At 65.4% G+C, this 20,995-nt stretch carries 15 protein-coding genes and 1 tRNA gene; 6 read left to right on the top strand and 10 right to left on the bottom strand.

What is annotated here, in order from left to right:
- Positions 1-241 precede the first annotated feature (241 nt).
- The 5 genes from G6N58_RS18055 to G6N58_RS18035 all read right to left on the bottom strand — a co-directional run bounded on the left by G6N58_RS18055 (position 242) and on the right by G6N58_RS18035 (position 9,470).
- Positions 242-318 (bottom strand) — tRNA-Met (locus G6N58_RS18055).
- Positions 319-437: 119 nt separating this feature from the next.
- Positions 438-1,835, bottom strand: a complete 1,398-nt coding sequence (locus G6N58_RS18050) for an FAD-binding oxidoreductase (protein WP_115277800.1) — start codon at positions 1,833-1,835, stop codon at positions 438-440.
- 81 nt (positions 1,836-1,916) lie between these two features.
- Positions 1,917-5,303, bottom strand: coding sequence for an ATP-binding protein (locus G6N58_RS18045; RefSeq protein ID WP_232067915.1), 3,387 nt, complete (start codon positions 5,301-5,303; stop codon positions 1,917-1,919).
- Positions 5,304-5,335: 32 nt separating this feature from the next.
- Positions 5,336-8,356 carry a UPF0182 family protein gene (locus tag G6N58_RS18040; protein ID WP_115277801.1) on the bottom strand — a complete coding sequence of 1,007 codons (3,021 nt, stop codon included), beginning with the start codon at positions 8,354-8,356 and terminating at the stop codon, positions 5,336-5,338.
- Positions 8,357-8,447: 91 nt separating this feature from the next.
- A complete protein-coding gene (locus G6N58_RS18035; RefSeq protein ID WP_163908233.1) occupies positions 8,448-9,470 on the bottom strand; it encodes a YlbL family protein in 1,023 nt (340 codons plus the stop codon).
- Positions 9,471-9,605: 135 nt separating this feature from the next.
- On the opposite strand from G6N58_RS18035, the gene G6N58_RS18030 reads away from it, so the two are divergent.
- The 6 genes from G6N58_RS18030 (at position 9,606) to G6N58_RS18005 (ending at position 16,135) form a co-directional block, all read left to right on the top strand.
- Positions 9,606-10,970, top strand: coding sequence for a zinc-dependent metalloprotease (locus G6N58_RS18030; RefSeq protein WP_115277803.1), 1,365 nt, complete (start codon positions 9,606-9,608; stop codon positions 10,968-10,970).
- Positions 10,971-11,006: 36 nt separating this feature from the next.
- Entirely contained in the window at positions 11,007-11,672 is a 666-nt protein-coding gene (locus G6N58_RS18025; protein ID WP_115277804.1) for a cyclodehydratase, read from the top strand.
- A gap of 55 nt (positions 11,673-11,727) precedes the next feature.
- Complete coding sequence (locus G6N58_RS18020; protein WP_115277805.1) at positions 11,728-12,642, top strand: hypothetical protein; 915 nt, start codon at positions 11,728-11,730, stop codon at positions 12,640-12,642.
- 359 nt (positions 12,643-13,001) lie between these two features.
- Positions 13,002-13,304, top strand: coding sequence for a helix-turn-helix domain-containing protein (locus G6N58_RS18015; RefSeq protein WP_147289299.1), 303 nt, complete (start codon positions 13,002-13,004; stop codon positions 13,302-13,304).
- On the top strand, positions 13,301-14,368 hold the full coding sequence (locus tag G6N58_RS18010; RefSeq protein ID WP_115277807.1) for a protein kinase domain-containing protein: 1,068 nt from the start codon (positions 13,301-13,303) through the stop codon (positions 14,366-14,368). Before G6N58_RS18015 ends, G6N58_RS18010 begins: the two co-directional genes overlap by 4 nt.
- 273 nt (positions 14,369-14,641) lie before the next feature.
- Positions 14,642-16,135 (top strand): hypothetical protein, encoded by a 1,494-nt coding sequence (locus G6N58_RS18005; protein WP_147289300.1) that lies wholly within the window; start codon positions 14,642-14,644, stop codon positions 16,133-16,135.
- An 890-nt stretch (positions 16,136-17,025) separates the two neighbouring features.
- On the opposite strand, the gene G6N58_RS18000 is transcribed toward G6N58_RS18005, so the two are convergent.
- From G6N58_RS18000 to G6N58_RS30825, 5 genes are all read right to left on the bottom strand, one after another.
- Entirely contained in the window at positions 17,026-17,268 is a 243-nt protein-coding gene (locus G6N58_RS18000) for a hypothetical protein (protein WP_147289301.1), read from the bottom strand.
- A gap of 88 nt (positions 17,269-17,356) precedes the next feature.
- A complete protein-coding gene (locus G6N58_RS17995) occupies positions 17,357-17,959 on the bottom strand; it encodes an HK97 family phage prohead protease (protein WP_115277810.1) in 603 nt (200 codons plus the stop codon).
- 256 nt (positions 17,960-18,215) lie between these two features.
- Positions 18,216-18,521, bottom strand: a complete 306-nt coding sequence (locus tag G6N58_RS17990; RefSeq protein WP_147289302.1) for a hypothetical protein — start codon at positions 18,519-18,521, stop codon at positions 18,216-18,218.
- 29 nt (positions 18,522-18,550) lie between these two features.
- A complete protein-coding gene (locus G6N58_RS17985) occupies positions 18,551-18,886 on the bottom strand; it encodes a hypothetical protein (RefSeq protein WP_115277811.1) in 336 nt (111 codons plus the stop codon).
- Positions 18,879-20,927: a hypothetical protein gene (locus tag G6N58_RS30825; RefSeq protein WP_232067914.1), complete on the bottom strand. Its 2,049-nt coding sequence runs from the start codon at positions 20,925-20,927 to the stop codon at positions 18,879-18,881. The genes G6N58_RS17985 and G6N58_RS30825 overlap by 8 nt, the downstream gene beginning before the upstream one ends.
- Between the last annotated feature and the right edge of the window lie 68 nt (positions 20,928-20,995).

The following is a 20,995-nucleotide window of genomic DNA, read 5'->3' as shown; positions in this document are numbered from 1 at the left end:
CGCGGGGCAAGGGCCAGTGCGGCCGTGATCCCCAGGACGACTAGATAAGCGAACGTGTATGCGGTGTCGCTCGCCGAGCGCACCGCGCTGAGCGCACACCGATCCAGGCACGAGGTCGCCACGACAGCTCGCGCGTTCCCAATCCGTTCCCAACAAGTTCTTTGCGTTGGGAATGTTCCCAAAAGTATTCCCATCGGACATGAAAACGGCCCCCGGAGTAGTCTCCGGGGGCCGTTTTACCTGGTAGCGGGGACAGGATTCGAACCTGCGACCTCTGGGTTATGAGCCCAGCGAGCTACCGAGCTGCTCCACCCCGCGTCGGGTGAACACAAGGTTACTGATGCGGCCCGGTAGCTCCAAATCGCCTGATCAACGTCCTTTTCACGCGAGAAACCGCAGGTCTTCACCCCGGCTTGCGGTGGTAATCGTGACGCAGATTACAGCGGATGGCGGGCGACCTGCCCCACCCGGAAGACCCCGGCGGGGTCGTACCGCTGCGCCAGGGCGGCCAGCCAGTGCAGGGTGTCCTCGTCGTAGCAGCGCGCCACTCTGGTCGCATCGGCAGAAGGGCCGAAGTTGGGCAGTGCTCCCCCGGTCGACCAGGGGGCCAGCGCGTCGAGCACCGAGGCGGCGTGCCCCGGCACCATCTCGGCAATCTCCGGCATCAGCGCCCCGATGGTGGCCATGGAGAACGCGGCGTCGCGGTGACAGAACGCGCTGCGGTGCGCGGCCGGCCGGGCCATGGCTCCGCCGAGGTGACGCAACTCCACGATGACCTGCAGCGAACCCGACGCCGGCCCGGCCACCGCCAGCAGCGCCTCCACCGCCTCGGGCGTCAGCTCGTGCAGCAGCGCATGCCCTTCGTGCACCGGCATCGGGTCCACCGGATCGGCGTGCACGGCGCCGATGCCCGCGTAGGGCATCACTGACACCGTGTCGATCAGGGGTGTGGCGACGGCCCGCAGGGGCGCCAGCACCTGCTCGGCCTCGGCGGGATCGCCGAGGGCGACGAAGCGCACCGCCAGCGTGAACCGGCCGGCCAGCGGTTCCGGCACATCCGGCAGCGGGGGAAGTTGTTGCAGCGCAAGCGAGGTGGTCACCGTGTCGGGCAGCCCGGCGAGCCAGCCTTGCCAGGCACGCAACACCGCGGCAGCGTCATCGGCACCGAAATACAGTGCACCACCGTAGAACTCGGGGATGGGCAGCAGATCGATCTCCACCGCGGTCACGATGCCGAGAGTTCCTTTACCACCACGCAGGCCCCAGAAGAGTTCAGCGTGCTGATCCGGTGTGACCCATAGGATCTCGCCCGTACCCGTCACCAGCTCGAATGCGCGGACGTGGTCCGAGGACAGCCCGATGCTGCGCACCAGCGGGCCGATACCCCCGCCGGTCAGGAAGCCGACCACCCCGACGCCCGGGGCGGACCCGCAGGCAGCGGCCAAGCCGAAGGGTGTGGCCGCGTCGAGCACCTGCTGCCACCGGACCCCCGCACCCACCAGCGCGGTGCGGTGGTGAGCGTCGACGTGACACCCGCTGAGCTCACCGGTGTGCACCAGCAGGGTGGACGGCCCCACCGGCAGAGCACCGTGGCCGGTGGCCTGCACCGCGACCGTCAGGCGGTGCGCTGCGGCGAAGAGCACCGCCTCGGCGACATCCCGGGCGTCGGCGACGAACACCACCGCAGCCGGACGCACCGGTACGGCGACATTCCACGGGGTCGCCCTGGCGTATCCGGGATCGGACGGCAGCGACACGGTGCCGCGGATGCGGGCCCGCAGCGGGGCCACCGTGTGGTCGTCGAGGTGTTCACCGGTCAGGTCGGTGACGGTCATGCTGAGTCCCTTTCGCACGAAGTGTTCGGTGGAGCCACCATCGCGGACCCGCCTTGGCTTTCGCTTGGCGAAAACTTGGCGCTACACCCGGCCCGGCCCCAAGCGTGCGGCGGCGTCGGCGACACCGTGCATGCCGAGCCTGCGGGCATCGCGTTCGAGAGCCGCCGCGTCGCCGTCGCCCAGCTCGAGCCGCAGCAGACGGCAGCGCACCAGCGATGGGACGCCATCGGTGCGCTGGCTGATCGCCTCGGCGGTGGCCAGATCCGCCTCAGCCGACTCCCCCAGAAGAACGCGCAATCGGGCCGTCGCATGCGCTACCGTGCCTGCCAGACCCACCTGCCCGATGACCGCGATCCGGTCGCGGAACGGATCCAGGCGGGCCAGCAACTCGCGAGCGAAACCCGCAAGTCCGTGATCGGCACACAACTGCGCCAGCAGGACGTGGTAACCGAGCGACATCCAGTCGTGCGCCTCGGCGCCGTCCACCCCGCGGCGCACCAGCATCTCGGCCGCGGCAGGGTCGTCGCCGCGCACCGCCGCCAAGGCGACGCGCACCACCCCGACCATCCCCTCACCGCCGGCAGCCGGCACGTCCCCGGCCAGCAGCCCGGTCTCCGGCACCCGTCCCGTCTCGCGGATCAGCGACGCTGCCGCCAGCATGCCGCTGCCGGCCTCGTACAGTTCGGTCTGCTCGTGCACCGACGCCGCAATGTCGTGGTGTCGCGCGGTTTCGGCGAAGTCGCCGCGCCACAGCGCGATCAGCGCCTCGGTCCAGCGCAGCTGTGCCCGCAGCACCGGCAACTGCAATGCCTCGCTGCCCTCGATCCCGGCCCGCAGATGCGCCTGGGCGCCGTCGACGTCGCCGAGGTTCATCGCCGCCATGGTGGCCACCGAATGCGCGATCACGGCGTCCTCGCGAAGACCGTTGTGCCCCAGCGCAAGCAGTTCATCCACCCACTGCACGGTGGGGCCGCTGAACTCGGCGACGCCTGAGTAGGTGATCAGGTGGCCCATCAGTGCATCGGCGATTACGTCGGCGTCGTGGGTGGCCTGCGCCAACGTCATGCTCCGTGCCAGGTGATCGGCCGCCACCGTGGTGTCGGGGTGATAACAGTGCCCCACCGCCAGCGCCGCGCGGATGCGCGCTTCGGCTGCCGGATCTGCGGTGGCCAACTCCGCGGCACGGTCGAGCACCGTCAGCAGCGGGCCGGGGTCCACCCCGGGGGCCAGCCAGGGCCAGCCGCCACTGACCCGCAGCAGCGCACCGGCCAACCGTCCGGCGGTCGCGGTTCGCCCGGTGTGCAGCGCCTCCAGAATGTGCCGCTGCACGGTCTCCAGCACCGTCTGGCCTCGACCCGCCCGCGCCAGCGCATCCAGCAACGCCACCGTCAATCCGTCCCGCTCGTCGTCGCTGCGCAGCGCGGCAGGCATCAGGTCGTAAGCATCGAGCGCCGCTTGCCACCAGCGCGCCGCGGTCTCCGAACTCCAGCGCTGCGTGGCGGATTCGGCCGCACAACGGCATGCGTCGACCACCTCGACCGGCTCGACCAACGGCAGCGCCGCCACCAGATGCTGAGCGCGGCGCGTCAGCGCGGCGTCCCCCGCAGCGCCGTCGAGCACCTCGGCCACCCGGGCGTGCAGGCGTTGCCGGCGCAGCGCAGGGATGTCGGCCAACAGCTGGGTCCGCAGCAGCCCGTGGGCGAACGCGTAGCCCTCGCCGTCATGGGCGCCCACCACTATCCGCTCGTCTGCAGCATCGTCGAGGTGGTCGGCCAAGGTGTCGACGTCGAGTCCGGTGGTGGCTGCCAGCACGGAGAACTCCACCGTGTCCCCGATCACGGCGGCAGCTCGAAGTACTTGCAGCACAGCGGGATCCAGTACAGCCAGGCGGCGGTCCAGCACCGACCGGATGGCGCCGGGCAACACCGCGCCCGTGCGCTCGGCCCGGGGTAGTCGGGCGTATTCGGAGACGAAGAACGGATTGCCGCCGGTGCGCTCGGCCAGCGCCGCAGCTTCGGCGTCACTGAGTTCATCCTCGGCCACCTGGTTGGCCAGAACGGCCACCTCGGCCCCGTCCAGGGCAGGTACCTCCCACTGCCGGTTGCCGTCACCGCGGGCGGCAGTTGCCAGCAGGCGTGCCAGCTCGGGGCCGTGCTCGATGTCACGGACTGTGATCACCACCAGGATCCGGTGATCCCGCAGCGCCCCGGCCAGATAGGCCAGGCAGCTCGCCGAGGTGGGATCGGCCCATTGCACGTTGTCGATCACCAGGGCCACAGGCTGCGCGCGCGAGCAGTGCTCCAGCAACGTCTGGACGCGTTCATAGACGTGGAAGCGCGCGGTATCGGAGTCGACATCGGGCGGCACGTGCAGCACCTGGCCGGTCTCGGCGCCCAACCCGCGGACCAGTTGGCGCATGGGCCACCAGGCGGGCGTGCCGCGTTCATCCGGGCATCCGACCCAGATCACCTGCGCACCACGGTGTGCCGCACGGTCGGCGACTTCCTCGGCGAGCCGGGTCTTACCGATCCCCGGTGGACCCGTGAGCACCAGCCATCGCGTGCCGCCGGCCATAACGTCATCGAGAAGCCTTGCGGCGGAGAATAATTCACGGTGGCGGCCGACCAATCCCGTCGGCGCCGGCTCCGGCGCCGACGTCTGCGTCGCCGCCGGGGCGGGCACCTCGGCGGCACCGGTCCACTCCGGGGATCGTGGCCAGGCGGCCAGCTCGGGAGCCTGACGCAGGATCGCGACCTGCAGGTCGCGCACCTCCGAGCCCGGATCCAACCCCAGCTCATCGTCGAGAGTCCTGGTGTGTGAGGCGAATACGTCCAGCGCCTCCGCAGTGCGCCCGGCTCGATAGAGCGCCAGCATCTGCAGCCACGCCCCACGATCACGCAGCGGTTCCAGGGAACGCAGTTCGGCGGCCTCGGCCACCGCCTCGGGTACCCGGCCCAGCGCGAGCAGCGCCGTCACGCGATGTTCGACGCACTCGGTACGCAGATCGTCCACCCGGCCGGCCTCCTCGCGCACCCAGGGCTCGTCGCGCAGGTCCGACAACAACGGCCCGCGCCACAGCGCCAGCGCGTCGTCGACCGCGGTCAGGGCCTGCCGCCAGGAACCTTCGGCCACGGCAGCCCGCGCGGCCGCGCACCGGTCCTCGAATTCCGCGAGATCGGTGCTCGCCGCCTCCAGGGCGTAACCGGGCGGCTGCCGCACGATCGGTGACACGGCACCGCCGATGGGACGCAACGCCTTGCGCAGATTCGAGATGTAAGCCTGCAGCCCGGCCGTCGCGCTGCCGGGAACGTCGTCACCCCACACCGCATCGATCAATCGATCGGTGGAGACCACCCGGCCCCGCGCGATCAGCAGCGCCGCGAGCACGGCCCGCTGCTTGGGGGAGCCGACGTCCACCTGGGATTCGCCGTGCACCACCTGCAGCGGGCCGAGCAACCGATAGTGCACGCGTGGATCTTAAGTACGCGTGCCACGCCTTGTCAGCGCGTCTGTCGGTACCTGTTCATCGCATCGTCCAGACGCTGCAGGGCTTCACCGAACTCGGCGAAGTTCCCGCTGACCTGTGCCTCCTGCATACCGTCGAGGGCGGTCTGCACCTCCGCCAAGGCGGCGGCCCGGGCGGGCGACAGCGTGACCGGCTGACCGCTGGGGGCAGGCGGGGTGGCCGCTTCCGGGGCGGGTGTCGCAGGCTGCGCGGCAGGCGGTTCCACCGACTGCGCGGCGTTCGGGGGCGGCGAATCCCCCGGCGCGTTGGCCGGCAGCGCCGACCCCGGCGTGGGGGCCGGGCCTGTCGCGGTGGCGCCCGCACCGGCGCCGAAGATCTCGTCCAGCGCGTCGCGCACTGTCGGACCGTAACCGACCTGGTCGTTGTACATCATCGCCACACGGATCAGGCGAGGGTAGCTCGACGCCGCGTCGCTGCTGCCCGGTGAGGCGTAGATGGGCGCCACGTACAGCAGGCCACCCTGGCCAACCGGCAACGTCAGCAGATTGCCCCACCGGATGCGGTTCTGGTTGTCGCGGCCGATGACACCGAGGTCCTGGCTGACGGCGGTGTCGGTGCTGATGGCGTTGAAGGCCAGCTTCGGACCGTTGACCTGACCCGGGATGGTGAGCACGGTCAGCTGACCGTAGGTGTCCGGATCCGAGGACGCACTGATGTAGGCGGCCAGGAAGTCGCGGCGGAAGCGGTTCATGGCACTGGTCAGCTGGAACGACGCCCGGCTGCCATCCTGCGCGATGTCCTTGGCCACGATGTAGTACGGCGGCTGGTAGCTGGAGGCCGTCGGGTTGGGGTCCAGCGGCACGTCCCAGAAATCCGACGTCGAGAAGAACGTGATCGGGTCGTCGACGTGGTACTTGGCCAGCAGGGCGCGCTGCACCTTGAACAGATCTTCGGGATAGCGCAGGTGCTGGGCCAGTTCCTCGCTGATGTCCGCCTTCGGCTTCACCGTGTCGGGGAAGACCTTCATCCACGCCTGCAGCACCGGGTCGGACTCGTCCTGGGCGTACAGGGTAACGGTGCCGTCATAGGCGTCGACGGTGGCCTTCACCGAGTTGCGGATGTAGGACACCTGCCGGTCGGGCAGCAGCCGGTTGGCGGCCACCTCGTTGGAGTCGGCGGTGGCACTCGAGAGCGAGGTGAGCTCGGAGTACGGGTAGTTGTCCAGCGTGGTGTAACCGTCGACGATCCACACCATGCGCTTGTTGACGATCGCCGGATACACGCTGGTGTCGGTGGTCAGCCACGGTGCCACCGCCTCGACGCGGTTCGCGGGGTCGCGGTTGAACAGGATTTTGCTGTTCTCGTTGATGACGCCGGAGAACAGGAAGTTGCGCTCGGCGAACTTGGCGGCGAACACCGACCGGTTGAACCAGTTGCCGATCGAGACACCGCCGCTGCCCTGGTAGGTGTAGTTGCGGGTCTCGGTGTTGGTCTCGTAGTCATACTCGCGATCCGGGCCACCGTTGCTGCCGACGATGGCGTAATCGGCGGGGGCCGAGGCGATCACGGGGCCGTAGTAGACGCGCGGCTGATCCAGCTGGGCCGGTCCGGGTGAGACCACCGAGCCGTTGCCGCCGACCACGCTGGCCAGGAACTCGGGGTAGCCGCCGTTCTGGTTGGGGTCGTTGGCGATGCCGCGCACGGTGTTCGCTGGCGAGGCGATGAACCCGTTGCCGTGGGTGTAGACGGTGTGGCGGTTGATCCAGTCGCGCTGGTTGTCGATCAGCCGTTCCGGGTTGAGTTCGCGAGCGGCCACCACGTAGTCGCGCAGCGAGCCGTCCTCGCCGGTGTAGCGGTCCATCGACAGTTGCTCGGGGAAGCTGTAGAAGTTCTTGCCCTGCTGGAACTGGGTGAACGCCGGGCTGACGATGGTCGGGTCGAGCAACCGGATGTTGGAGGTGGTGGCGCGGTCGGCGGCCACCTGCTGTGCGGTCGCATTCGCGTTGCCGCTGTAGTCGCGGTAGTTCACCGTCTGCTCGGTCAGCCCGTACGCCTCGCGCGTCGCGGTGATACTGCGGGAGATGTACTCCGCCTCCCGCTGCGCGGCGTTGGGCCGGACGCTGATCTGCTCGACCACCAGCGGCCAGCCGGCACCGATGACGATGGAGCTCAGCAGCAGCAGCACCAGACCGATGGCCGGGATACGCAGATCCCGCAGCACCAGCGCCGAGAACACCGCCGCCGCACAGATCACCGCGATGGCGAGCAGGATCAGCTTGGCAGGCAGCACCGCGTTGATGTCGGTGTAGCCGGCGCCGGTGAACGGCTTGCCGCCCCGGGTGTGGCTGAGCAGTTCATAGCGGTCCAGCCAGTACGCGAACGCCTTCAGCAGCACCAGCACACCGACCAGCGCCACCAGTTGGATGCGCGCGGGCTTGCTGAGCACCCCGGCGCGCCCGGCCAGCCTGATACCGCCGAAGATGTAGTGGCCCAGCAGGTTTGCGATGAAGGCCAGGAACAGCGCCACCATGACGTAGTTGAGGACCAGCCGGTAGAACGGCAGGTCGAAGGCATAGAAGCCGAGATCGAGACCGAACTGCGGGTCGGTGACGCCGAAGGTGCCGCCGTTGAGGAAGAGCTGGACCTGCGGCCAGTAGCTCTGTGCGATCAGACCGGCGAAGAAGCCGATGGCCACCGGGACACCGATGCCGACCAGCTTCAGCCGGGACATCACCGCGGTGCGGTACCGGGCCACCGGGTCGTTGGGCCCGACGGTGGGCACGAACACCGGCCGCGACCGATAGGCCAGCGCCAACCCCGCGAACACGATGGCACCCACGCCCAGGGCCACCACCAGGAAGACGACGAGTCGGGTCACCAGGGTGGTGGTGAACACCGAGCGGTACCCGAGCTCACCGAACCAGAGCCAGTCGACATAGGTGTCCACCAGTCGGGGACCGACCAGCAGCAGCACCACCGCCACCAAGGCGATGGCGATCAGAATCCGGCTGCGCCGAGTCAGCTTCGGCATCCGCGCGGCGGGCCGCATACCCACGTGTTAACTCCCTGGTGACGATGTGGTGACGGGTGTACTGTGACGGCCCCAACTGTACTGAACGCGGTTCGGGCAACGACCCGACCGTCGGTCAGCAACGGGGTGGTTCGCCACCGGCTGAAAGCGTCTGGAGTGCGTTGACCGCACTCTCGAGTGATTCCACCTTGACCATCTCCAGCCCGTCCTGGGGATCGGTCACGGCCTCGGCGCAGTTGTCGGCGGGCACCAGGAACACCGTGGCACCCGCTTCCCGCGCTGCCAGCATCTTGTGGGTGATGCCACCGATGGGCCCCACGGCACCGTCGAGGGCGATGCTGCCGGTGCCCGCGACGAACTTGGATCCGTTGAGGTCACCGGTGGTGAGCTTGTCGACGACGGCCAGGCTGAACATCAGCCCGGCCGATGGGCCGCCGATGTTGGCCAGGTTGAAGTCGATGGAGAACGGCGCCCAGGGCACGGTGAGCACCGAGACACCCACCAGACCCGAGTCCTTGTCCGGATGCTCGCCCAGGGTGATGGTGGTGGTGCCGGCGGGCTGGTTCTTGCGGCGGTAGTCGACGACGATCTCCTCCCCCGGCCTGGTTTTCTCCAGCAAACGCATGAAATCGTCGGTGTTGGCGACGGGCTGTCCGTTGACCGCGTCGATGGCATCGCCGGGCTCGAGCTTTCCGGCCGCCGGGCCGGGATCGTTGACGACGGACACCGTGAGCGCCGGCGCGTAATCCAGATAGCCCAGCGCCGCGTACTCGGCGCTGTCCTCGGACCGCTGGAAGTCCGCGGTGTTCGCCTCCTGGACCTCCTCGCGAGACTTGTCCGGCGGGTACACCAGGTCGCGCGGCACCAGTTGCTCGCGGCCGGACATCCAGAGACTCAACGCATGCCCCAGGGTCAGGCCGTCCCGCTGGGACACCGTCGTCATGTTCAGGTGCCCGGACGTGGGCTTGGTCTCGGTGCCCTCGATGTCGACGACCGGCTTGCCGTCGAACTCACCCAAGGTGTCGAAGGTGGGCCCGGGACCCAACGAGACGAAGGGCACCGTCACCACGGCCAGCAGCACGCCGAAGGTGACGATGGGAACCAGCGCCACCACCAGCGTCATAATCCGCCTGTTCACGAGGCAAGAGTACGGGCACCCGGAGAGGGCCAACGTCGTCGTACGGGTCGACACAGGTACGCGTCACGGACGGATTCACTGACAGCGTGAGCGCCGTTGACGCAACCTCTGGTGGTGATGAGTACCGTTGGACTCATGGCTGACCTGCCCTTTGGCTTCTCGTCCGGTGAAAACAAGGATCCCGACAAGGATCCGGACCGACAGAACCCGAACCCGAACGACCCGTTCGGCTTCGGCGCGGGCGGCGGTGACTTCAACATGAACGACCTGGGGCAGATCTTCACCCGGCTGGGCCAGATGTTCTCCGCGGGCGGCGCGGGCATGGGCGGGGCCTCGGCCGGACCGGTCAACTACGACCTGGCCCGCCAGCTGGCGTCGAACTCCATCGGGTTCGTCGCGCCGATCCCGGAGAACACCACCAAGGCGATCGCCGACGCCGTGCACCTGGCCGATCTCTGGCTCGACGGCGTGACTCCCCTGCCCGCCGGCACCTCCAAGGCCGTCGCCTGGTCGGCCACCGACTGGCTCGACAACACCATCGACACCTGGAAGCGGCTGTGCGATCCGGTGGCACAGCAGATCTCGACCATGTGGGCCTCGGCACTGCCCGAAGAGGCCAAGAGCATGGCCGGTCCGCTGCTGGCGATGATCTCCCAGATGGGCGGCATGGCGTTCGGCTCCCAACTGGGTCAGGCCCTGGGCAAGCTCTCGAAAGAGGTGCTGACGTCCACCGACATCGGGCTGCCGCTGGGACCCAAGGGCGTCGCTGCGCTGCTGCCCGACGCGGTCGAGGAGTTCTCGTCGGGACTGGAACAGCCGCGCGCCGAGATCCTCACCTTTCTGGCTGCGCGTGAAGCCGCCCACCAGCGGCTGTTCGTCCACGTGCCGTGGCTGGCCAGCCAGCTGCTGAGCAACGTCGAGGCCTACGCCAAGGGCATCACCATCGACATGTCCGGCATCGAGGAACTGGCCCAGGGCTTCAACCCGGCCGCCATGGCTGATCCCGCCGCCATGGAACAGCTGCTCAACCAGGGCATCTTCGAGCCGAAGGCCACCCCGGAGCAGACCGCGGCACTGGAACGCCTGGAGACGCTGCTGGCGCTCATCGAGGGCTGGGTGCAGACCGTGGTCGCGGCCGCCCTGGGTGACCGGATCCCCGGCGCCTCCGCGCTGGCCGAGACGCTGCGCCGGCGCCGCGCCACCGGCGGCCCGGCCGAGCAGACCTTCGCCACCCTGGTGGGTCTGGAGCTGCGGCCCCGCAAGATGCGCGAGGCGGCCGTGTTGTGGGAACGACTGACCGAAGCTGCAGGCACCGATGCCCGCGACGCCGTGTGGCAGCACCCCGACCTGCTGCCCAACGCTCACGATCTCGATGAGCCCGCCGGGTTCATCGACCGGGTGATCGGCGGCGACACCAGCGCCGACGACATCGACAAGGCCATCGCCGAGTTCGAGAAGGAACTGGGTCGCGGCCCCGACGATCCCCCTGTGGACAAATAAAACCCGGCCTGACCGCGACGTGCCACAGTCGGCGGCATGGCCGGCCGCTACAGCCTCGACCCCGCGATGCCGGTGCTGCTGCGCCCGGATGGCACCGTTCAGGTGGGCTGGGATCCGCGTCGAGCCGTCACCGTTCGGCCGCCCGGCGGGCTGACCCCCGTCGCGCTGGCCGCGGTGCTGCGCCGGATGCAGGCCACCGCCGGCCTGGAGGACCTGGCCCGCGAGGCAGCCCGCCACGGCGAGCTCGGTGCCGACGACCTCACGGTGTTGATCGGTGCCCTGGTGAGTGCCGGGGTGGCGCGGCCCCACCCCAGCGCCCGCACCGGTCGCGCACCGGCGATCCGAGTGCACGGCCGCGGACCCCTGGCCGATGTGATCCTCGACGGCCTGACTCGCTGCGGCGCCCGCGTCAAGCACAGCAGCCAGCCGCACGCCTCGGTGCGACCCGGGGTGACGGATCTGGTGGTGCTGACCGACTACCTGGTGGCCGACCCGCGGTTGCTGCGGGAGCTGCGCGAAACCCGGTTACCGCACCTGCAGGTCCGGGTTCGCGACGGAGTTGGCCTGGTGGGTCCGCTGGTGCTGCCGGGTCTGACCAGTTGTCTTGGCGACTGTCAGAGGGCATCACTACCCGCATGTCACGATTCTTATCGTCGTCAGATAGCCGAACGGCTGTTGTGGTTCGATAGGCCGCGGGGGTGACAACGTCGGCGATCAACGTTGTCAGCCGCGTCTGTTCAGGCCGACGAGGGGGACCATGGATTCGAGCGTGATTTTGGGCTGGGCAAGCTTCGTCATTGCGGTTATCGGCATCCCAGCAGCATGGTTCTTCGCGCGCCGGGGACGGCAGCGGCCGGACCTGCGGTCAGCAGCTGACTTCGACGTGATCATCGATTCGGACGATGGCATCCTCGACCGGCTCAACATGGAGTTTGACGGAAGCAAGATTCTCAGCGTAAGCAGAACGCGATTCGCTATGTGGAACGCGCGCGGCGATACAGTCCGGGGGTCCGACATCGTGCCAACCGACCAATTACGCCTGGAGCTCGAATCGGACGCTGTCGTTTTGCACGCCCGCGTGCTCACAGTTAGTCGTGAACAGATCGACGCGAAGTGTGAGTTTGGCTCAGACGATCCCCAGTGCGCCAGACTATCGTTCGACTTCTTGGATCCCTCTGACGGATTTATCGTTGAATTACTTCACACGTCCCCGAGGAGAGCGAAGCTCGTCGGAACAATTCGCGGCGCAGAAGTCGCCAGCTCGAAAAGAGGAATCGACCTATCTAACGACGCACTCGACGCCGTTAGCGAGAGGTGGTTTCTTCGCTTCAAACATCTGCGTAGAAAGCTCAAAATATTCACAATCTTTACGATCATAGCTTTTGCGATCTTTGTTTTTCAAGCTTGGATTGTCATCCGCGACGACATTCTGAGCGAGCCTCATCTGGTAAATGCGTCCAGTTTCGATCTGGGCCAGTTACAAGGTCAGCACGATTTTGCCAAAGCGGTCACGGATGCCAATAACGGCGGACGGCGATCACCATTAGAATCCTGGGTATTTGTCGTGATTTCTGCCATAATGGCTGTCTATATCCTTCGATTTCCAATTCTTTCAACCTTCTTATCCGCCGTCCCTCGTTCGATTACTTCGGTACCGAAAGACTCGCCTTGATTCGATTTGCGAATTGCGGGACTCGCGATGCCCGCTTTGGCGGGGTCAGCCGGAAGTCATGGAAACTCGCCGAGGCAGACAGTTCGCCACCACCAAGCCGGTAGAACCGCGCTTGCCGAGGGAGCTACTGCAAGAAGCCAACCATCGAGGGCGTGGGCCACGTAGTGGCGTCGCCTGCGCGAGGGACCCCCTACCGCCCCTGCTGCCTCCGCCCGCCTCTGCCATCCTTAACGGGCACAACCTGTGGGCTATACGACTTCATCCCACATGGTGCGCCTGCCGCCACACGTACGGCGAGATGGTGTAGAATCCTGTCGGCGCTGTTGCCAGAATCGGCAACAGTGCATACACTCGTTTGTGTGGCTTCCACCCCCGAAACGGCAAATATGCTGCGCGAGCTCCGGCGTCAGCAGGGCAGATCACTGCGTAGCGCCGCCGCAGACATTGGCGTCGCGCCGTCGCAACTGTCGCGACTTGAACGCGGCCAGCGCGGGCTCGCGCCCGAAGTCACCAAACGTCTTTCCTCGTACTACGGCGTGTCCGCAGACGTCATATGGCTCGCTCAGGGTGACGTCCCCGCGGACATCGTCGAGATTCTTCGCGCCCATCCTGACGCAATTGCACACCTTCGAGAGCGCTATGGACCAGAGTCTACTGAATGAGCAACGCGCGAACCTGGATTCCAAGTCTGTTGGGTCAGGACGTGGACGGGTACCTGCTTAACTCTTGCATCGGCGTCGGAACCTTTGGTCTTGTGTTCGAAGTTACGAAGCAGTCGAGCGGTTCTCGATTTGCGATGAAGATACTCGTACCGAACGGTATAGCGAACGCAGCCGCTGAGTTCGACCGAGAAGGAACCCTTCTCGATAAGCTGAATCGCTGCTCCAGTGTCGTGAATTGGATCGAATCTGGCACCTTCCAGTACATGGTAGTGGCGCCGAATGGAACATCCATCCCGATTGCCCTTAAGTACCATGTTCTATCGCTGGCATCCGGCGCACTCGATGAGCTGATTCTGGATCCAGTTCAGCGAGCGGCGTTGCCTTGGCCCGAGAGACTCGCGCACTGGCGGGGCGCCGTAAAAGGCATCCACCAAATGCACCTCGCCAGGGTTGCGCACCGCGACTTGAAGAGTGGCAACTGCCTGCTAATGGTGCACAAGGGTGACACCCAGGTGCGCATTGGCGACCTGGGAAGGTCGAAGGACATGACCGAACCAGCAACGGTGCCGGCCATCAACTACGTTTTCGGCCGCGGCGACGCCGAATTCGCGCCGCCCGAACATCTTTACTGCCAAGGCGGAGGTACTGAGGCCGATTTCCGCAACGCCGACCTTTACGGGCTAGGTTCTCTCTTCGTCGAGCTCGCGACGGGGCACCCGATGACTGCTCTCGCTATCGGATCGTGGCAAAACGCGAGAAATGAAGGGGAACAAGAGTTTCGAAACGGTGCGCCTCGCGATCTGTCTACGTTGCGGCCCAGGTACCGCCTAGCGCTCGACATCATGGCCGCGGAGGTGGCGCCCCCAATTAGGCAGGAGGCGGTACGGCTTGTACAACAACTGTGCGACCCGGTGCCGTCTGAACGGCAACCGCGGCCCCGGCGCGGCAAGCGCTATGCACCCGACAACGGGCTGCTCTGGCTTTTGGCTCGTGCGGACATTATGAGCCGCAGACTCGCAGTCGAGACACGTCGAACAAGCTACAAGAAGTCTAGGAGCGCATGAATGACCGTTCTGGGTACCTTAGAAGTTGTTCGCCCGAACGACGACGCATCATCCGCGAAGGTGGGACCAGTAGCCCCCGCTTACGAAGTTCCCGCGATGACCACCTCACGCGATTCCTTCAGGACCCACGCCACCATCGGCCAACAGATCTTGGATGACGCTGAGCGCGCGCGCGATTACGCAGTGCGTCGAATTCAGGCAAGGCGCAGTTCAACAACACTTTCCGCTCTGGCACAGACTGAAGCGTCGCTAGGTGACACAGAGGCAGCCTTGATGGCCGCTCGAGAAGCTATTGACCTTTGCGTCACCACGGGCACGGACGGTCCAGTTTGGACAGACGCCCCGTCGGCAAGCATCGCAGCAGAAGTCCTTTTGCGTCTCGGTGACGCCAAATACGCCTACAACGCGCTTCGCCGCGCTCCTTTACCCAAGTCACTTAGTGTGACTTTTGCCTGCGTTGCTGAAGAGCTTAACGAGCTCGACGAAGCACAGCAGGCACTTGAACCCTACGACGGTGCCGCTGTTGCGGCATTCCGCGGCTATCTACTAGCAAGTGCGGGCAATTTTCAGCAAGCAGCTCATTTTCTTCGGCAGGCTTTGTCAGAAGACGCAGGCGACACTAGTTCGTTACTAAATCTGTCCTTCTCGCTCTGGAATCTGGGTGCAATGCGTGGGGCGACTCGCGCAGCCTTGCGCGCAACTCGCACTGCTCCACGCAGGAGAGACGCTGCCCTTCTCTATCTTGATCTTCTTCTAGCCTGCAAGGACAGCGAAAAGCTGGCTCAAGAGATTGCATCTCTAAAGGCAAGACGCGTGATTTTCGATGCGAGGTTACTTGAAATACAGGCACGCGCTTTCATTTTGCGAGGCGAACTAAGTAAGGCAGTATCCATACTTACGCGGGCTGCGGAAGAGGCAAAACGCGAGGGAGATCGAGGCACACAGGGTCGAACTTGGTCAAACTTGGTGCGATACAGGCATTCCTTGGGGCGTATAGCTCGCGATGAAGCAGCACAGCAGCTCGCGGCCCTTATGGCGGAGTTTCCAGACAACGAAGCCGTTGTAGTGAATTTCGCATCGATGGCTCGAAAGCGCCATGAGGCGTCAACACTTCGAGAAGCTTACGTGCGGGTGGAAGACAGCCTCACGGCAATCCAACGCGCGTTCGTCGAGTACCGCATCACGTCGCTGGAGGGCGACAATGAGGGCGCCGGCGCCGCCGCGAACAGATGGTTCTCACTTGAGCCGGAGAACCCCATGGCGGCCGCAGCAGCGCTACTAGCCGTGGGCATCGGGCTATCTCGGTGGTCCGAAGCGGCCGTCATCGCTGAGTATGCGTTGAAACAGTTCCCCGGGGACGAAGCGGTCATAAACAACGCCGCTTATGTTCTTGCAATGGCCGGTCGCCCGGAAGTTGCTATTCGCGTCCTGAAGCCGATTGCAGAGAACATGTACGTCTTCCGAGCGACCCTCGGGCTAGCTTTCTTGGCGTCCGGGGACATTGCGCAGGGAATGCGACTGTATCGCGAGGCCGCGGAAGAAGCCGAACGAGAAGATCCGCCCTCGCGGATCCTCATGGCGTTGTACCAGGCTCTGGTGGTCCGCCAGCTGAACCTTGAGGCCGATAAGGCCAGGCCGACCAGAATGATTGAGGCTTCTGCGCTTATCCCCGTTGCACTTCCGGACGATTGGCAGGATCGTCCAGAGTATCTGCTGCTAAACGCGGTTTGCACTCAGAAGGGCTACGATTGGCCACCGACTCTTTAGCAAGCAATCCCGACTCGGGTAATACCTTAGCCGCTAGCTGAAAATGCGACCGAATGTGAGCGTTGCTCTTGGCCGCCTTGCGGAAAATCGGCGAGAAATAGATCAGGCCAGGACTTACGTGCCAGGCTTCGAGGGGCCCCTAAAAAAGGCGGTTCCCGCATGACGAAGACATGCTTGTACTCTAACTATTGCTGGTCTATTTGCGTCGATAGCCTGAAATGCCTTGCATGACAGCATATCTGGCGTTAATGCTGACGTACTGACCACCACGCCCAGGACGGTGGTCACGTCCATATCAGGTCAGGCTGCTCCCGCGAATCACGTTGTTGCACCCAAGTATTTAGCTAAACAGCTACTGTTCAGCAACACCACGATTCACTTATCGTCGATAACGTCGAAGAACTTTAAGGCCGGCTTGTCCTGATGCTGTTGTCTGCGTCGACGCTTTGGCGGTGGTGGTGTGGGCTCGACCGGCCCGAAGAAGTCCAACGCCCGTGCCCGTGGATTGGTTGGTGTGCTGCGCCGAGTGGTCCTACGCGGCGACGATCGATGCGATGCAGATACACCGCACGCGCTGTGCGATACGCCCAAATACCCTGCCGCAGGTACCTTCCGAGGATGGCTGCGGTAGACCGGACCCGCCACGCCGTCGGCGTGCTCCAGATGGAATCCGCTACCCCGACCGCTGGCCTGCCATCCCGGAATGGGTTTCCCACACCGGCAGCAGATACATTCGCCGCGCTCGACTAGTAGCCGCCATTCCCCCCGTATTCGCCGGTGCGAACCCGGATACCGCTGCGAGTGGGCTTGCTGCTCCGGCGGTGTGCGTTTGCGTGGCGTCGCGCCGCCTTGTCGCAGGTTCACCCGCCGTCGCCGGGGTGGTGGTTGAGTCATGGTCTCAGCCGCCGGCCAGTCTCGCCGTTGCCTAGTTCCTCGTACCACATCGCGACCTGCTGCTCATCGGCGGCAGCCCACTGGCTGATGGAGAGCGCAAGGTTGCGAAAGTCGCCCTCTGACAATTCAAGCACGAAGCGCTTTCCCCCGGCCGTCGTGACGGCAATTAACGGCTGCAGGCGGGCCTCGGTACGGTGACGAGCGAGTACGACACGCGCGTCGGCATCGCGCGCGATCAACAACTGGGAGCCAGGCGGGACAAATTGTGGTGCCGTCACTGCAGCCGCCCCCGCTCGACGTAGGCCAGCTCGCACTCGCCGAGACAGATCACAGTTGTTTCGCCTTCCGTTTCGCATTCCACATGTCAAGTTGTGCTAGTTGGTGTTCAGTTTCAATGAGTTCGCGCTCGGCGGCGTCGGCCCTCATGGATTTCCGGCGGACGCTCATCACGCCGGCCTTGGAGTACGCGGGCCATTGCGTCACGGATAACTCCTCGATGATGCACCCCCGCCGAAGCAGCAACGGCGGCTGGCCACTGACCGGCGATCGGCGGAAGATCTGGCGGCCACTTGGCCTGAATCCGATCGAAACACCCGAGTAGACGCCCGCCGCCCATTTTGATCTCCAGCCTTCGACTTCGCCCTCGCTGCCCAACAATTCGCCCTCTACCCAAAGGCCAGCAGGTCCGAAAGCAGCGGTATGGACTACGCCGATCGGAACCGACGCACGAAAGTGGTGCACCAACAGCGGTATTTCGCTTGGCATTTCCCGGAGCGATTCCGCATCCCAGATCTCGGCGATGATTCCGGCCGAACCGTCACGTGTGATGTACACCTGGTCGACAGGTACGGCCAGCGCCCGGAAGAAGCGGCCTCCCGGCTCGACGTCGACGTCCCGACGACGGACAGCCGGCCTGTCTGGCGGCCTCACTGGTTGGCCTCTTTGATCGCTCCGGAGGGGTCTAGCTCTGTCGTCAGCAGGCCGCCCGCTGTTCGCGCTCGCGGGATCGCCCGGACGTCTGGATCTGTCTCCAACTCCTCTTGAGCCCGTTGCCAACGCACACTTGCATTCGACAGACCGATGTCACCAGGCTCAAGATATGGCTCTAACCAAGGTGCTTCACCCAGCGCGGCCTCGTCTGCAACCGAAAGGCCGCTGGAATCACAGAATCCATCCTTGAAGGTCATCAGGCATCGCCCGCAGGAGGGCGCACGACGGGGCGCGTTTCAAGTTCTGGGCGGAGCTGACTCACTGCGGAATCGGCTCGCGCCGGCACCCGTCGCCGCTGTCGCGCACGCTCGGCGACCTCGGCATCCCGTCGCTGCACCAGTTCGAGGGCGGCCGCTGGTGAACAGCACCGCAAACCCGTGGCGCCGCGAAACACTGTCTGGACGCCGAGAAGGTCGACAATTCGGTCGATTTGCACGTCCAGTTCGACCGAGAGAAGCACCAGCGGTATCGGATTCAGCTGTTGCGGTTGAATTTCGGACATTGTGATTCTCCTATTCTGGCGGAACACCGTTAGAAGCTCCGTTCTTCCGGTTTGAGCGCGTCGGCGATGGCGGCGCGCGCTTCCGGCTCCAGGTTCGCCCACGATTGGCGCCGAAACCCTTCTGGCCTCGGCACCGCCAACGGGTCCGGACGCGACGACGGCTCGAACCGCTGCGGTGGCGCTAGCGCGGCGCGCAACCAAATCTGCGCAACCAGCCCGTGCGGCAGGCAGCGAACCTCAGAGGGCAGCTCAGTCGACGTCACCAACTGACCCGCCCCCTCCAGGCGGCAGGCCGCGTTTCGGTGATCGTCGTCCTGATCGACCACGCGGAACGCCGCTACTCGGGGTCGGCCGTTCTCAGCCATCGAATGCGCATTCGCGGCATCGCTGGCGAGCGACCGACTCGGGCACGGTCAGCGGTGTGCCGCAATCGACGCACCGATCGGTGCCAGATTTAGCGGGGGGTGCGTGTAGATCACTTGGTTCGTCGGTCTGACCCCCCATACTTCTGTGGGGCGTAGGGGTACGTGACGCTAAATCTGGTACTGATTTCGGGTCGAGCGCTGTTGGTTCGATGCCATCGGCGAGGCGGTATGTCCACCGAGTCGCGTCCTTTCCACCCCAGGTGATCGATTCCTCGTCGCACTTGAGCACGTCAAGCATGTGCAACGCCTGCAGCTGGCGGTCGACCGTCGCGCGCGGCTTCCCCAACCGCTTGCGGACCTCCGCCGTCGAGCCGTTCGGATGCGCCGCGATGTCGTCGATGATCGCTAACCGTAGCGGCGGCATCGAGTCGCGAGCGCACCGAATGGCCAATCGCAACGCCGCGGGCCGGTCGATGCCGATCGCCACGGCGCCACGCACCACTTGCGCGAGCTGCTTCGCGAATCGCGTGGGCATTTCGGGCGCGTGGGCGTCTATGACGTCGCCGCGGTAGTCATAATCGACACCGGTGCGGGCTCTGGTCACCAGGTCGGCCGCAGCAAGGAGCACGTCCGATTCGACGTCGCTGATCTCGATGGTCGTGGTATCCATGCCGGCGATCACGCCGGCTGCCGCAGCGGAAAGCTCAGCGCGCATCTGAACTTCGCTACCGGTGTTTCCGATGGCTTGGCGCCCAGCCGCCTGCCGCCCCGTTGTGGAATCCATGCGCATCAGCACGAACCGGTCTCCCATAGACGCGATAACCGAGTGGGCCCGGTCCCACACCGTCGTTACGGCTCCGATGACGGCGATGCGACCCGCCCATTCCAGAGTGCGCCCGCCGTCGGTACCGACGTTGCGGCTCCAGCGGCCGTCGTAGACCTCGCGGAGTGCGCCGAGCACTTCGGCTTTCGCATCACCGGACATCGACAGAATCGAGGTCACGTCTTTGACGACCATTACGCCGCGCGGCTCCAATTTCCGCAGCAGCCCGCCGGTTGCGTCCTTGGCCCTTTCCTTCTTCGCGGTCGCCGACAGCAGCGCACCGCAGGACGAAATGGTGCTGGTGACGATCGCGTCAATACCGTCAAGACACTGGACCGTCTCGGTCTTCGCGTTGCCGCTACCCGATATGAGCAACATCCACAGCGGATCGCCGTCGAGCCGTTCGACTGCCGCCGTCGCCAGTACAGCGTCGAGAGCGTCGGTGTCGTAGTCGTCTCCGAACCAGCGCTTGAACACCGCGTGCGCGTCCTCGAGCGTGGCCAGGGCAGGCGGCGACCCGGCCGCGACAGGCACCAGGTCATCGAGACCCAGACCCGCGGCAATGTGGTCCGCGGCATCCTTTCCGACCTTGGCCTCTACCACGGTTACCGATCCCGCGACACCGGTCAGAAGCGCGACCACTTGGTCGGCATGTTTACGCCCTGGTCCATCTCGATCGGCCACGACGATCACATGCCGGCCCTGCAGCGGCGCCACATCGGCGCGGTGCGCCTTGCCCGCACCCATCGGCGAGCAGACCGCCGCGGCACCGAGCGCCTCAATGGCCTCGACGTCCTTTTCGCCCTCGGGCCAATAGACGGTAGTGGCGCCGCCTACACGATCAGCATGAAACAGACTGTGACCGTCGGGATTTCGAACCGTGGGAACGATCTGCGGAAACGACTTACCCGGCTTCCGGTGCACCTTTCGGCCATCTGGATAGTCGTATGTGCGCCTCGGACTATAGACCCGCTGCAAACTCTCGTCGTCGAACAGATCGCGCGGGGACAAGTCGAGCGCGTCGAGCACGTCGAGATAATCACATCCGGCGTGGCAACAGATCACGACCCCTCGGCCATCCTTGCGCGGTGCGATCGACAGCGACGGATTGTGATCATCGTGGGCCGGGCACTCCGCCTGCGCGTGACCGTCGGCCTTCTCGACAACTTTCCTGCCATCGTCGCTCAGCCTCCCGACAATCGTCTCGTATGCCGTCACGAGGTCACCGCGCCAGGATCGGGACCAATATCGATATCCCGACAGCCCCCGGTTGTTGTTGAGTGAGC

It is taken from the genome of Mycolicibacterium tokaiense, assembly GCF_010725885.1.
GTDB classification, from domain to species: domain Bacteria; phylum Actinomycetota; class Actinomycetes; order Mycobacteriales; family Mycobacteriaceae; genus Mycobacterium; species Mycobacterium tokaiense.
The sequence above is the reverse complement of the archived record's forward strand: the minus strand, read 5'-3'. Positions and strand labels throughout refer to the sequence as shown.

Coding starts and splice junctions, on each gene's coding strand:
- G6N58_RS18005 (WP_147289300.1), top strand. CDS start 14,642: ATGGCCGCTCGAGAAGCTATTGACCTTTGCGTCACCACGGGCACGGAC.
- G6N58_RS17985 (WP_115277811.1), bottom strand. CDS start 18,886: ATGGCTGAGAACGGCCGACCCCGAGTAGCGGCGTTCCGCGTGGTCGAT.
- G6N58_RS17990 (WP_147289302.1), bottom strand. CDS start 18,521: ATGTCCGAAATTCAACCGCAACAGCTGAATCCGATACCGCTGGTGCTT.
- G6N58_RS18030 (WP_115277803.1), top strand. CDS start 9,606: ATGGCTGACCTGCCCTTTGGCTTCTCGTCCGGTGAAAACAAGGATCCC.
- G6N58_RS18050 (WP_115277800.1), bottom strand. CDS start 1,835: ATGACCGTCACCGACCTGACCGGTGAACACCTCGACGACCACACGGTG.
- G6N58_RS18020 (WP_115277805.1), top strand. CDS start 11,728: ATGGATTCGAGCGTGATTTTGGGCTGGGCAAGCTTCGTCATTGCGGTT.
- G6N58_RS18010 (WP_115277807.1), top strand. CDS start 13,301: ATGAGCAACGCGCGAACCTGGATTCCAAGTCTGTTGGGTCAGGACGTG.
- G6N58_RS18025 (WP_115277804.1), top strand. CDS start 11,007: ATGGCCGGCCGCTACAGCCTCGACCCCGCGATGCCGGTGCTGCTGCGC.